The organism is Exiguobacterium sp. s21, from assembly GCF_018617975.1.
Lineage (GTDB): Bacteria > Bacillota > Bacilli > Exiguobacteriales > Exiguobacteriaceae > Exiguobacterium > Exiguobacterium mexicanum_A.
The window spans coordinates 85881-99097 of sequence record NZ_JACSLF010000008.1 but is presented as its reverse complement, the minus strand read 5'-3'; the positions used below and the strand labels follow the sequence as shown (position 1 = coordinate 99097).

Here is a 13217-nt window from a genome sequence, read left to right as displayed (position 1 = left end):
AAAACAGGCGACTCGCTCGAGTCGCCTGTTTTCATGCACGTTTTTCAATCGCCACGATGAACGGGGGATGATTGATTTGATTGATGAAGCCGTAACGGAGGACGCCGGCCCGCTTTTGATCGAGTGCCTCGACGTAGGCGAGCACCTCATCGCGCTCGATTTTGCCGCTATCATGGCCATGATAGATGACGACGACGATGACACCACCGACGGCCATGACGTCGAGCAGTTGCTCGAGGGCGTCGATGGTCGTATTGCCCGTCGTCGTGACCGACTTGTCGCTTCCTGGTAAATAACCGAGGTTGAACACGGCGGCTGTGATCGGGCGTGTCTCGTCAGCTACAATTTCTCGGACGGTGTCGTGGCTGTCGTGGATGACAGTGACGCGGTCAGTCAATGCTGCTTCCTCGATGCGAATGCGTGTCGCCTCGACCGCCGCTGCTTGGACATCAAACGCGTAGACGTGTCCCGTCGCCTCGACGAGTTCGGCTAAAAACAATGTATCGTGCCCGTTGCCGGCCGTCATATCGATGGCGACGGCACCAGGTGTGACGTGTTCACGGAGTAGGTACTTCGCGAACGGTAAGACTCTCATTAATCCCATGGCTCTCATCCTTCTTTTTTCCTTGGAAGGAATCACGACGCACCAGTTCGGCATCGATGGCGTTCAAGACGGCCATCTTGTGCCGGCTCCACGTCGGACCGATCAACAGATCCGGTGGCCCGTCACCGGTCAACCGATGGATGACGATCTCGGGCGGTAACGTCTCAAGCTGGTCGCAGACGAGGGAGACGTAAGTCGTCTCGTCCATGAGCTCGAGCAATCCTTTTTCGTACTGACGGGCGAGCGGCGTGTGCTTCAAGACGTGGAGCAAATGGATCTTGATTCCTTGTATGTCCATTTTAGCAACTTCTCGCGCCGTGTCGAGCATCATCTCTGTCGTCTCGCCAGGGAGACCGTTAATGATATGGACAACCACGTTTATATTGCGTCGGCGGAGCTTGGCGAGACCTTCGAGGAACGTCTTGTAGTCATGGCCACGATTGATTTTTTTCGCTGTCACATCGTGAATCGTCTGTAGGCCGAGTTCGATCGTGAGGGACGTCCGCTCATTCAACTCGGCGAGATAGTCAACGACGTCGTCCGGCAGACAGTCCGGTCGGGTCGCGATCGATAGACCGACGACACCTTCCTCTTTAAGGGCAGGCTCGAACAATTCCCGGAGCCGGGCGACGGGGGCATACGTGTTGCTGAACGCTTGGAAGTAAGCGATGTAGCGGGCTTCTTTCCACTTCCGATGCAACCGTGCCTTCACTTCGGCAAATTGGACCGGGATCGGATCGCAGGCGTTGCCGGCAAAATCACCGCTGCCGTCGTCCGAACAGAACGTACAGCCGCCCTTCGAGACGAGCCCGTCCCGGTTCGGACAAGTGAAACCGCCGTCGAGCGGTACCTTGAATACTTTCCCGCCGAACTCACGGCGATATGCTTCATTTAATTTATGGTATCTGGCATCACCAAATGGATGTTGCATGAATATCCTCTCCTTCTTTGCTCATGCTATCACAAGCTCTCCTCGTGATTACTTCATAATAAGTAATTTTTCTTGACAGTTATGGGGCGTTCCGTTAGCTTGGAGAAGGACTTATTCTTGATTCGGCCGTCGTGCCGAATTTTTATCGTTAAACGGGAATGAAAGGAGTAACTGGTATGAACAATAAAATGCCGATTTCGGTATGGATTTTGGTCATTGCGATGGCGCTCAATACAACGGCGGCGTCTTTTTTATGGCCATTTAACACACTCTATATAAATGGATATTTAGGCGAATCGATGACGCTTGCAGGTATTGCCCTCCTCGTCAACTCGGCGCTCGCCATCGCTGGGAACTATATCGGGGGCACGCTGTTTGACCGGATCGGCGGAAAACGGACGCTCATCCTCGCGGTCGGGCTGTTGCTCGCGAGCTCGCTCGGTTTCTTGTTGTTTCATGCCACATTCCTCGGTTACTTGGGCTGGCTTGGGTTGATTGGGTTTTCGGGTGGCCTCGTCTTCCCGACCGTGTACGCGTTCGCCGGCTTGATCTGGCCGGAAGGCGGACGCCGTTCGTTCAACGCGATCTATGTTGCTCAAAACGTGGGGGTCGCCCTCGGGACGGCGATGAGCGGGCAAATCGCGCGCATCGACATCGAGTTGATCTTTTACGCGAACTTCTTCTTATCGGTCTTGTTCGTCGTCGTCCTCTTGTTCGGGCTCCGTTATTTGAAAGACCCGGCCCGTCCGGTCGTCCAATCGCAGCTTGAGGCTGCGGCGACGACGTTGTCCGGCGCGACGATGAAATCGATGTGGTTCGTCGCCATCGGTTACGCGGCCCTTTGGTTCGTTTACGTGCAGTGGCAAGGCACGATCGCTGTCCATTCGAAAGACCTCGGCGTGACAATCAGCCAGTATTCGCTCCTTTGGACGGTGAACGGCGCCTTGATCGTGTTCGCTCAACCGCTCCTCAACCGGGCACTTCGTTACTTTGAAGACGATTTGAAGAAACAACTCATCGTTGGCGCCGTCATTTTCCTCGCCGCCTTCGCGGTCGTTCCGTTCGCGGGGGGCTTTACGATGTTCATGGTCGCGATGGTCGTCATGACGATCGGGGAGATGTTCATTTGGCCGGCCGTTCCGACGATTGCCGCGAAACTCGCACCGCCGGGGAAAGCAGGACAGTTCCAAGGACTCGTCAATATCGCGGCCTCGGTCGGTCGGATGATCGGCCCGACCTTATCGGGCCTCGTCTATGACGTATTCGGCATCGGTGCCGTCTTCACAATGCTATTCTTGCTCACGGCCATCGCGCTCGCGTTCTTCATTTTCATGAAAGACATCCGAGTGCCTGAAAAATCAAGTTGACGCTCTAAAACAGATTGGGCTAAAATGAACGAGTGAGATCATACACATGCGTAGAAGAGGAATAGTATCGTGACGTCTGTATTTGTAGAGAGCCGGTGGGTGGTGTGAACCGGTATATGGACTGCGAGAACTCGCCTTGGAGCAGTTCGCCTGAACGAACAGTAGGGTGAACCGGAGTTACGCCTCGTTACCGGCGTCTCAAGTGGCAGAAATGCAACATGGGTGGTACCGCGGAGAGCTTTCAAGCCTTTCGTCCCATTACCGGGGCGGAAGGCTTTTTATTATGCAGAGGGGGATGAATTTTGGATTATTTTAAACATCAAGACATCGAGCCGAAATGGCAAAAGCGTTGGGACGAGAAAGATGCATTCCGGACGACAGAAGACCCGGACAAGGAGTGTTTCTACGTCCTTGACATGTTCCCATATCCATCAGGAGCCGGCCTTCACGTCGGTCACCCGGAAGGTTACACGGCGACGGACATCATCGCCCGCATGAAACGGATGCAAGGCTTCAATGTTCTCCATCCAATGGGTTGGGACGCGTTCGGTCTTCCGGCCGAGCAATATGCCCTCGACACAGGGAATGACCCGCGCGAGTTCACAGAGCGCAACATCGGCACATTTCGCCGCCAGTTGAAAGAGCTCGGTTTCTCATACGATTGGGATCGTGAAATCAGCACGACCGACCCGAAATACTACAAGTGGACGCAATGGATTTTCACACAGCTCCATGACCGCGGACTCGCCTACGTCGATGAAGTCGCCGTCAACTGGTGCCCGGCCCTCGGGACGGTACTCGCCAACGAAGAAGTCATCGACGGCTTGTCAGAGCGCGGCAGCCATCCGGTTTACCGTGTCCCGATGAAGCAGTGGGTGCTCCGCATCACGGAATACGCAGAGCGGTTGCTCGATGATTTAGAAGGGCTTGACTGGCCAGACAGCGTCAAAGAGATGCAACGCAACTGGATCGGCAAGTCGGTCGGGGCAGAAGTCGATTTCAAAGTCGACGGTCACGAAAAAGTCGTCACGGTGTTCACGACACGTCCGGACACACTTTACGGCGCGACATACGTCACGCTCGCACCGGAGCACCCGTTCGTGAAAGCAATCGCGACACCGGAACAAACCGTCGCCATCGAGGCGTACGTCGAAGAAGTCTCGAAAAAGACAGATCTCGAACGGACCGATCTTGCTAAAGAGAAAACAGGCGTGTTTACTGGCGCTTACGCGATCAACCCGGTCAATGGTGAGAAGCTTCCAATCTGGATTGCTGACTACGTGTTGTCAACGTATGGTACAGGTGCGGTCATGGCCGTTCCTGGACATGATGAGCGCGACTATGAGTTCGCGAAGACGTTTGACCTTCCAATCCGTGAAGTCGTCACCGGCGGCAACTTGGATGAGGCGGCTTACGTCGAGGATGGCGTCCACATCAACTCAGGTAGCTTGGACGGTCTCAATAAAGCCGACGCGATCGCCAAGATCATCGAAGAGCTTGAACTTGCCGGCACTGGCCGTGCGAAGACGACGTATCGTCTCCGCGACTGGTTGTTCAGCCGTCAGCGCTATTGGGGCGAGCCGATTCCAATCGTTCATATGGAAGACGGCACGCTCAAGACGGTCCCGGTCGAAGACCTCCCGCTCGAACTCCCGATCATCGATGAAATCAAACCGTCGGGTACGGGTGAATCGCCGCTTGCGAACGCAGACGAGTGGTTGACGTACACGGATCCAGTGACGGGTGAGAAGGGTCGTCGCGAGACGAACACGATGCCACAATGGGCCGGCAGCTGCTGGTACTACATTCGCTTCATCGATCCGCACAATGAAGACATGATCGCGGACCCAGAGAAGTTGAAGCGTTGGCTTCCGGTCGATTTGTATATCGGTGGTACGGAGCACGCGGTCCTACACTTGCTCTACGCTCGTTTCTGGCACAAAGTGCTCTACGATATCGGCATCGTCCCGACGAAAGAGCCGTTCCAAAAACTCTATAACCAAGGGATGATCCTTGGTGAGAACAACGAGAAGATGTCGAAATCGAAAGGGAACGTCGTCAACCCGGATGACATCATCAAGTCGCACGGAGCCGACACGCTTCGTCTTTACGAGATGTTCATGGGCCCACTCGATGCGGCCATCGCTTGGTCGACGAACGGTCTCGACGGCGCTCGTCGCTTCCTTGACCGTGTCTGGCGTTTGTTCGATCAGACAGAGCTTCAAGACGTCGCACCGACTGCCGACTTCGAACGGACGTACCATCAGACGGTGAAGAAAGTGACAGAAGATTATGAGGCGCTCCGTTTCAACACGGCGATTTCGCAACTCATGGTCTTCATCAACGAAGCGTACAAACAAGACACGCTTCCGAAACAAGAAATGATCAACTTTGTTAAGATGCTCGCCCCGGTCGCGCCACACTTGGCCGAAGAGTTGTGGGAGCGTCTCGGCATGACGGAAGACTTGACGTATGCGGCATGGCCGAAGTTTGATGAGTCGAAACTCGTCAGCGACACGATTGAAGTCGTCATCCAAGTGAACGGCAAGCTTCGTGCGAAGATGCACGTGGCCCGCGACGCTTCGAAAGAAGCGCTCGAGGCCGATGCGCTCGCGAACGAACGCGTTCAAGAGTTCACGGAAGGGAAGACGGTCCGCAAAGTGATCGTCGTTCCAGGTAAGCTCGTCAATATCGTCGTTGGATAAGCAAAGGAATGTGTGACATTGTCACACGTTCCTTTCTTTTGTATGATGTCGTTTTCTTTTCGGGGCGGGTTTGTTACACTAAAGGGCGATACTGCATGTAAAGGGGACGAAACGTCCATGAAACGTTCTTACGTACTATATACGACGCTGTTTGCCGTCGTCGTCGGCGTGATTTTGTGCTATGTGTTCGTCTTTTCGGACGAGGATATTCAAAGCCAAATCGCCTCGACGTTTGAAAAAATAGAGATTCAAACGAGTCACCAAGCGACATCTGTACCTCCCGTCGAAGCTTCGCCGGACGAGGAGGATATCGATACGACCGATGCCCTCGAACAGATTCAACAGCTCGACGAAGTGTACTATAGTGACACGATCGGGTCATATCTCGTCTTGACGAAAAATAAAGAGTTTTTCGAAGTGAGCGGGAACGCCAATCGCGTGAACGCGTCACTCATCCTCAGCAACGAAGGACAGTCCTACCGGTTCGGCGAGTTCATCGGTATGCGCATGATTTCCGAGGACAAGATTTATGCCGTCACGGCGAATGGGGTTCTCGTGACAATCGAGCGTGAAGAAGGCCGGTGGACGGAACAACGACGCAAATTGATTAAAGGAATCGCCTCGACAGACCGATTGTTCGGCCTCGGTTATGACGAGGAGACGAAACGACTGATCATCATGAGCCGTTTGGCGGACACGCCGGATGTGGAACTGTTATACGTCCAAGAACGGACGCTCGAGGATGAGACGGCCACCGACGCTGAAGCGAAGCCAGAGACAGAAGAAACAGCCGATGCGACCGAGACGGATGCGACGACCGAAGTGGATTCAGACGCCGATACGGCGACCACGGCTGATGAGGCAGACGCCGAAGAAACGCCAGCACCTGAGACGGAGTGGGCCATCGAGTCGAGAAAACCGCTCACGACCGAAGGGATGAGCGCCTCGATTCAACAGAAGTTCGAGAACTTCCGCGGTGTCGGCCTCGTCGAACGCCAGGGACGCATTTACGTCCTCGATTCAGAAGAACTCGTCCTCTACACGATCAACCCGGATGAAGGGACGATGAACGGACAGATGGTCACTCCTCGTGTGTACGGGTCGACCGGTATGTTTTTACAAGACAATGAAATTTTCGCCATCGTGCGACCAGATGTGTTCGACCTTGACGACTTCGTCTCGGTCGACTGATAGGAGAGGATCATATGAGCAAACGCTATTTCTATGAAGAAGTTCGCCAATTCCATGAGACGTTCGGGCACCCGGAAGCAAGTGCTCCACAGCCGCTCGAGTTAGAGCGGGCCGTCAAACGTTCGGTCTGGACGGCAGAAGAGGCCGTCGTCGAATTTTTACATCAATCGGCACGGAACGAGGAAGAGTTCCTGCAAGCCGTCGCCACGTTCCAACAAGGATTCGAACAGGCGGTTCAGAAATCGCTCCAGGACGCCCCACCGACAAATGACGTCGAGCGACTCGTCGGACAAGGTGATGCGCTCACGGACGCCCTCTATTTCGTGATGGGCAGTTTCGTCGAGCTCGGGCTCGACCCGGTGCCGTTGTTCGAGATCGTGCAGCGCGCCAATATGGCGAAGCTCGGTCCGGATGGTAAGCCGATCCTGCGCGCGTCAGACAATAAGGTCATGAAGCCGGAAGGCTGGTTGCCACCCGAGCCAGAGCTCGAGGCGGAAGTGCGACGCCAACTTGAAGCGAAACAGTGACACCAAAAAGAGAGCCTATCGCGCGCGATAGGCTCTCTTTCTTATACGGTTGTACGTACAGCAAATTCTGCGGCGTGCGACCCGGCACAATGCCCGGTCGTGAAGGCGGCCGTGATGTTATAACCACCTGTATAGCCGTGAATGTCGAGCACCTCGCCGGCGAAGAACAGGCCGTCCGCTTTCTTCGACATCATCGTCTGCGGGGCGATCTCTTTGACAGAGACGCCGCCGCCCGTGACGAACGCTTTATCGAAATCGAGCGTCCCGGTCGCATGTAGCTCAAACGTCTTCAGTCGTGTCGCAAAATCGATGACCGATTGCTTCTTCAACTGACTCGCGTCTTCTTCACCGAAAGCGAGGTCGGCCAACAACAGGTCGAGCATCCGTTCCGGGATAAACCCTTTCCAGACGTTCTTGACGGCCCGTTTCGGTTGTTCTTGGACTTGGTTCCAGAGCTCTTGATACAGCTCGTCACGTGCCATGTCCGGGAACAAGTCGAGCGAGAGGGCGACGACGCGCTCTTTACTGCGTTTGCGCTCTTTAATCGTATATTGGCTGCACCGGAGGGCGATCGGGCCCGAGATGCCGAAGTGCGTGAATATCATATCGCCACGGTGTGTCTTGATCGGTTTGCCTTTTTTGCCGTGGACGGTGAGGGCGACGTCCCGGAGCGACAGCCCTTGAAGCTGTTTCGTGCCGATAAAGGCATCGTTCAACAAAATCGGCACCTCGGTCGGGAACAGTTCCGTGATCGTGTGCCCGGCTTTCTCAGCCCACGGATATCCGTCGCCGGTCGAGCCGGTGTGGGGGACAGATTGTCCGCCGACAGCGATGACACAGGCGCCTGCCTCGATGCGTTCGCCGTCCTCCAGTTCGACCGCTTCAAACTCGTTTGCTTCATTAAAATGGAGCGTCTTCACTTTCGCGTTTTTGCGAATCTCGACACCGAGTGCGTCGATGGCGCCGAGGAGCGTGTTGACGACATCTTGCGCTTTGTCCGTCACTGGGAACATCCGGCCGTTGTCTTCTTCTTTTAATGGGATGCCGAACCCGGTGAACAAGTCGATAATCGACTGGTTGTCGAACTGGGCGAGGGCGCTATATAAGAAGCGTCCGTTCCCCGGAATGAACTGAATCAGTTCGTCGACGGGCTTGCGGTTCGTGACGTTACAGCGCCCGCCGCCAGAAATGGCGAGCTTGCGTCCGAGCTTCGAACCTTTATCAATCAGGAGCGTGTTCGCTCCGGCTTTGGCGGCGGCGTAGGTCGCCATCAGGCCGCTTGGGCCTCCTCCGATGACGATGACATCTTTCATCATGGTATCCCTCGTTTCTCTTCTCAATCTAAACTTTAACGGTTCGTAACTTTATTATCTGCAACAGTAAGAGTATAATGAGAAACGGTTGTTTTGTAAAACTAGGTACATTAGTTGTGAAAGAATAGATGGAGGTATCTCATGTCATCAAGCGTCAAACAAGATTCAGGACGGGAGTCCTTCGTCAAAGGCACGCTGCTCTTATCAGCCGGAAATTTGATCTCGCGTGCGCTCGGACTGCTCTATACGTTTCCCTTCCAAGCGATGGTCGGGATTGCCGGCGTCACGCTGTATCAGGCGGCCTACACCTATTATGCGCTCATGATCGCCATTTCGACGGCGGGGATTCCTGTCGCCGTCTCAAAATTTATCGCCAAGTATAACGCGCTCGGTGAATATGGCACGAGTCAGCGCTTGTTCCGTCAAGGGATGAAGCTGATGCTCGTGACCGGAGTCGTCGCTTTTTTATTACTGTTTTTCTCAGCACCGTGGTTATCAGAACTCATGGTCCGCAACTCGGAGAACAATCAGCAATATATCGACTCGTTGACGCTCGTCACGCGTAGCGTCAGTTTCGCACTCCTGCTCATCCCAGCGATGAGCATGGTGCGCGGCTATTTCCAAGGACATCAGGACATGGCCCCGACGGCCATCTCGCAAGTCATCGAACAGATCGTCCGCATCATGTTCCTGCTCAGCGGAACGATGCTCGTCTTGTTCGTCTTCTCGGACTCGGCACTCATTCGTCCGCTCGCCGACTCGCTCGGTGGGACCGCTGCCGTGGCGACGACCGAGTTGAACGGGTTGAAAGTACTCGCCGTGACGATCGCGACGTTCAGCGCCTTTATCGGGGCGATCGGAAGTATCGTCGTGCTCGCCATGTATTGGCGCAAACGGAAAGACATCCATCGTCAGACGGATAATCCGGCCGGTACGCCAGTCCGTTCGATGAAATCGCTCTTGCTCGAGTTGCTCAGTTACTCGATCCCGATCGTCATGGTCGGCTTGTCGACGCCGCTCTATCAGTTCGTCGACCAGTTGACGATGGTCAACACGTTGCTCAACTCGGGCAAGTCAGTCGCTGAAGCGACGTCCGCTTTTGGATTCTTGACCGGGAACGCCCATAAGATCGTCTTGATTCCGGTCTCGATCGCGGCAAGTGTGTCGATGGCGACGATTCCGCTCGTCACGAAATCGTTCACGCACGGCGACATGAATAAAGTCCGTAATCAAGTGAACCACATCTTCCAAGTGTCGTTCTTTGTCACCATCCCGGCCGTCATCGGGTTGGTCGCCCTTTCCGAGCCGTTGTTCGGGACACTGTTCCCGGGTGACCGGGAAGGGTGGGTCTACTTGCTCCACTATGCGCCGAGTGCGTTCTTCCTGGCCTATTACTCGGTGGCAGCGGCCATCCTGCAAGGGATCAATCGTCAGTACTTCACGATTTTCGCGACGGCGATGGGACTATTGACGAAAGCTGCACTCAACGTACCGTTCGTCTATGCGCTCGGCGGCATCGGCGCCGGTTACGCGACGATCGCCGGCTATATTGTCGCGATCATCCTCATGGTGTGGAAAATTCAACGGACGCTCCAGTTCCCGTATAAGCAATTGTTGCGTCGGACGATGCTCATGTTTGCCATGGGTGGGGCGATGTTTATCGCGGTATACGGCTCGTTGTTCGTCACGCTCCGAGATGAGCCGAGCTGGGGGAACGATATATTGGCTACGGTCGTCGGTTTCGGAATCGGCCTCGTCGTATACGGCTATCTCGGTTGGAGAAGTCACTTGGCCGGAAAACTACTAGGGAAACGATTCCAATATCGGAGGAAAGCATAATGCGAATTGATAAATTATTGGCGAACATGGGATATGGTTCGCGTAAAGACGTCAAGACTTTATTGAAACAAGGGGCCGTCCGGATCGATGACCAGCCCGTCAAAGATGCGAAACGACAAATCAACTTAGAGGCGGAACGTGTGACCGTGCACGGGGAAGTCGTCGAGTACAAACCGTTCGTCTATTTGATGATGAACAAGCCGGCTGGTGTCATCAGTGCGACCGAGGACAAAGTCGAGTCGACGGTCGTCGATTTAATCGACCCGGCCTATGCCCATTACGATTTGTTCCCGGTCGGACGCCTCGACAAAGATACGACCGGCCTGTTGCTATTGACGAACGATGGGGCGTTCAATCACGCGCTCATGTCACCTCGTAAACACGTCGACAAAGTGTATATCGCCGAAGTCGATGGGGAGATGACGGCAGATGATGTCCGTCGCTTCGCCGAAGGCGTCGAACTCGAGGACGGCTACACGACGAAACCGGCACGACTTGAACTGCTCAGCAAGTCCGGGCGCCGCTCGACGATTCGCTTGACGCTCTCGGAAGGGAAGTATCATCAAGTGAAACGGATGGTCGCCGCGGTCGGAAAACATGTGGAACGGCTCGAGCGCGTCCAAATCGGTGGCCTCGAACTCGATCCGACGCTTGAACCTGGTGCATACCGTGAGTTGACAGCACCGGAAGTCGACTTGTTCCTCATATGATTCGCAAGTACGTGTCAATCGGCACGTACTTTTTTTGTGCAAAAAAAGGGACCCGCGTGCGGAATCCCTTGTAACTTGTTATTCAATTTGCCGTCTTGAGCGAACGTTTCGATGACGTCCACGTGCCCCGACTCGGACTTTCAACCAGATTGTTGTATTCAAGAACGTTCAAATCACGTTGTACGGTGCGTGACGTGATCCCAAACTCCTCTACTAGTTCTGAAGTGGTGACGCATTCCCTTTCGTTAATGAACAAATAAATGGACTTGATGCGGGTTAGCATACGATCTGTTGAACCTTTCATTGGATGACCTCCCAATGCGTAGAATGATGAAAGACAAAACCTACGGACGACAAATGAAATATGAAATTGTTATTTTCTAAAATTACACCTTTAGTATACCGCTCTCAAATAGAATTGCAAGTGAAAAGAACGAACAATCGAAATGTAAAGAACATGTTAGGAACGTAAATATCGAATGAACATCGTGTAAATGGATAATAAAACTTCTAAAAGACGAACGAAAAAATAATTTCGAAATGAATGTTCGTCTTTCTAACATTTGGATATACTAATAAGGGAGAGAACATTCGCAAAGGGGAGATTGAGATGAATTGGAGACAAGAAGTCGACGCACGAACAGACGCGTTTTTAGAAGATTTAAAAGGGTTGTTACAAATCCCGAGCGTCCTCGATGAAGACAAGGCCGGACCGAACGAGCCGTTTGGTCCTGAAGTCCGCCGTGCCCTCGATTATATGTTTGCGTTAGGAGAGCGTGACGGATTCGTGACGAAAGATGTCGGCGGTTACGCTGGCCATTTGGAGTACGGGTCAGGCGAAGAAATCGTTGGGATCCTCTGCCACTTAGACGTGGTGCCGGCCGGAGACGGATGGACGTATGGGGCGTTCAATCCGACGGTCGCGGACGGGAAACTGTACGCCCGCGGCAGCAATGACGATAAGGGTCCGACGATGGCTGCTTATTACGGGTTGCGCATCGTGAAAGAACTCGGGTTGCCGCTATCGAAACGTGTCCGACTCATCGCCGGTTGTGACGAGGAGAGCGAATGGCGCTGTGTCCGTGAATATTTTAAGCAGGAAGCGATGCCTACATACGGTTTCGCACCGGATGCTGATTTCCCGATTATTAACGCGGAAAAAGGTTTGTATGACGGTGTCTTGAAGCAACTCCCAATTCAGCGCGTACCCGGCTCGAAACATCACTTGGTCTCGTTCGTGAGCGGAGAACGTCCGAACATGGTCCCAGATTTCGCGACCGCGGTACTCGAGACAGAAGATGTGCTCGAAGAAAAATTTGAGGCCTACCTTGCGAAATATGAGGCCGACGGGACGTGCACATGGGACGCGGGGACGTATACGTTCACGATGAAAGGTGTCGCCGCCCATGCGATGGAGCCGGATAATGGTGTGAACGCGGCCTACGTACTTGCCGGGTTCCTACTGACGCTTCCACTCGATATTCAAGGGGAGCGCTACATCGAGTTCATCCGCCACGTCTTTGCTGACTCACGCGGGATTTCGCTCGGCATCGAAGCGACCGACGAGACCGGTGACTTGACGATTAACGGTGGCGTGTTCCGCTATCAGGGCGAAGAGCGGACGGCGACGGTCAATATCCGTTATCCGTATACCGCGAAGTTTGAAGAACGATTGCAAAACTTGAAAGAGATCGCCTTGTCGTTCGGGTTCGAACTGTCGACGCGTCACCACATGCCGCCGCACCACGTGGCCGAAGACCATCCGCTCGTGAAAACGTTGGCGGATGTGTATGAGCGTCAAACCGGCGAATCGGCACACTTGATGGCCATCGGCGGAGGAACGTATGCCCGTTCGCTCGAGGCTGGTGTGGCCTTCGGCGCATTGTTCCCAGGAGCGAAAGATGTCGCGCACCAAGTCGATGAATACATGGAAATTGAAGATTTACTTCGCGCCGCCGCCATCTATGCGGAAGCGATTTATGAGCTCGCTAAATAATAATCCGTGAGAGCTGACTGATTCGGTCGGCTCT

The 13217-nt window shown here is 54.1% G+C and carries 11 protein-coding genes and 1 other annotated feature; of the genes, 7 read left to right on the top strand and 4 right to left on the bottom strand.

Annotated elements, in window-relative coordinates; all coding sequences use genetic code 11:
• Positions 1 to 31 precede the first annotated feature (31 nt).
• Both mnmM and mnmL read right to left on the bottom strand, forming a co-directional pair.
• The gene (mnmM, locus tag KNP06_RS10530) at positions 32 to 604 is read right to left on the bottom strand and encodes a tRNA 5-(aminomethyl)-2-thiouridylate-methyltransferase MnmM (RefSeq protein WP_034778311.1); all 573 of its coding nucleotides are present in this window, start codon (positions 602 to 604) and stop codon (positions 32 to 34) included.
• A complete protein-coding gene (mnmL, locus tag KNP06_RS10525; RefSeq protein ID WP_138859150.1) occupies positions 558 to 1535 on the bottom strand; it encodes a tRNA modification radical SAM protein MnmL/YtqA in 978 nt (325 codons plus the stop codon). The genes mnmM and mnmL overlap by 47 nt, the downstream gene beginning before the upstream one ends.
• Positions 1536 to 1711: 176 nt before the next feature.
• Here mnmL and KNP06_RS10520 point away from each other — a divergent pair, with 176 nt between their 5' ends.
• The 4 genes from KNP06_RS10520 (at position 1712) to KNP06_RS10505 (ending at position 7325) form a co-directional block, all read left to right on the top strand.
• The gene (locus KNP06_RS10520; protein ID WP_052090142.1) at positions 1712 to 2902 is read left to right on the top strand and encodes an MDR family MFS transporter; all 1191 of its coding nucleotides are present in this window, start codon (positions 1712 to 1714) and stop codon (positions 2900 to 2902) included.
• Between the two features lie 42 nt (positions 2903 to 2944).
• Positions 2945 to 3163: a binding site (T-box leader), on the top strand.
• Positions 3164 to 3204: 41 nt separating this feature from the next.
• Positions 3205 to 5607, top strand: coding sequence for a leucine--tRNA ligase (gene leuS, locus KNP06_RS10515; RefSeq protein WP_214788826.1), 2403 nt, complete (start codon positions 3205 to 3207; stop codon positions 5605 to 5607).
• 117 nt (positions 5608 to 5724) lie between these two features.
• Positions 5725 to 6798: a hypothetical protein gene (locus KNP06_RS10510; RefSeq protein ID WP_214788823.1), complete on the top strand. Its 1074-nt coding sequence runs from the start codon at positions 5725 to 5727 to the stop codon at positions 6796 to 6798.
• A 14-nt stretch (positions 6799 to 6812) separates the two neighbouring features.
• A complete protein-coding gene (locus tag KNP06_RS10505) occupies positions 6813 to 7325 on the top strand; it encodes a pyrophosphohydrolase domain-containing protein (RefSeq protein WP_214706495.1) in 513 nt (170 codons plus the stop codon).
• 41 nt (positions 7326 to 7366) lie between these two features.
• Here the strand turns inward: KNP06_RS10505 and KNP06_RS10500 are convergent, their stop codons facing one another.
• Positions 7367 to 8641 carry a BaiN/RdsA family NAD(P)/FAD-dependent oxidoreductase gene (locus KNP06_RS10500; RefSeq protein ID WP_034778302.1) on the bottom strand — a complete coding sequence of 425 codons (1275 nt, stop codon included), beginning with the start codon at positions 8639 to 8641 and terminating at the stop codon, positions 7367 to 7369.
• Positions 8642 to 8779: 138 nt separating this feature from the next.
• On the opposite strand from KNP06_RS10500, the gene KNP06_RS10495 reads away from it, so the two are divergent.
• Entirely contained in the window at positions 8780 to 10477 is a 1698-nt protein-coding gene (locus tag KNP06_RS10495) for a putative polysaccharide biosynthesis protein (protein WP_214763271.1), read from the top strand.
• A complete protein-coding gene (locus KNP06_RS10490) occupies positions 10477 to 11187 on the top strand; it encodes a pseudouridine synthase (RefSeq protein ID WP_214788820.1) in 711 nt (236 codons plus the stop codon). The genes KNP06_RS10495 and KNP06_RS10490 overlap by 1 nt, the downstream gene beginning before the upstream one ends.
• An 82-nt stretch (positions 11188 to 11269) precedes the next feature.
• On the opposite strand, the gene KNP06_RS10485 is transcribed toward KNP06_RS10490, so the two are convergent.
• Complete coding sequence (locus tag KNP06_RS10485) at positions 11270 to 11491, bottom strand: DeoR family transcriptional regulator (protein WP_081637897.1); 222 nt, start codon at positions 11489 to 11491, stop codon at positions 11270 to 11272.
• Positions 11492 to 11797: 306 nt separating this feature from the next.
• Here KNP06_RS10485 and pepV point away from each other — a divergent pair, with 306 nt between their 5' ends.
• On the top strand, positions 11798 to 13183 hold the full coding sequence (pepV, locus tag KNP06_RS10480) for a dipeptidase PepV (protein ID WP_138859158.1): 1386 nt from the start codon (positions 11798 to 11800) through the stop codon (positions 13181 to 13183).
• Positions 13184 to 13217: the final 34 nt, after the last annotated feature.

Excerpts from the sequence above, each read along its gene's own strand:
- KNP06_RS10485 (WP_081637897.1), bottom strand. The coding sequence starts at position 11,491 with ATGAAAGGTTCAACAGATCGTATGCTAACCCGCATCAAGTCCATTTAT.
- KNP06_RS10510 (WP_214788823.1), top strand. The coding sequence starts at position 5,725 with ATGAAACGTTCTTACGTACTATATACGACGCTGTTTGCCGTCGTCGTC.
- mnmL (WP_138859150.1), bottom strand. The coding sequence starts at position 1,535 with ATGCAACATCCATTTGGTGATGCCAGATACCATAAATTAAATGAAGCA.
- KNP06_RS10505 (WP_214706495.1), top strand. The coding sequence starts at position 6,813 with ATGAGCAAACGCTATTTCTATGAAGAAGTTCGCCAATTCCATGAGACG.
- KNP06_RS10490 (WP_214788820.1), top strand. The coding sequence starts at position 10,477 with ATGCGAATTGATAAATTATTGGCGAACATGGGATATGGTTCGCGTAAA.
- pepV (WP_138859158.1), top strand. The coding sequence starts at position 11,798 with ATGAATTGGAGACAAGAAGTCGACGCACGAACAGACGCGTTTTTAGAA.
- KNP06_RS10520 (WP_052090142.1), top strand. The coding sequence starts at position 1,712 with ATGAACAATAAAATGCCGATTTCGGTATGGATTTTGGTCATTGCGATG.
- KNP06_RS10495 (WP_214763271.1), top strand. The coding sequence starts at position 8,780 with ATGTCATCAAGCGTCAAACAAGATTCAGGACGGGAGTCCTTCGTCAAA.
- mnmM (WP_034778311.1), bottom strand. The coding sequence starts at position 604 with ATGGGATTAATGAGAGTCTTACCGTTCGCGAAGTACCTACTCCGTGAA.
- KNP06_RS10500 (WP_034778302.1), bottom strand. The coding sequence starts at position 8,641 with ATGATGAAAGATGTCATCGTCATCGGAGGAGGCCCAAGCGGCCTGATG.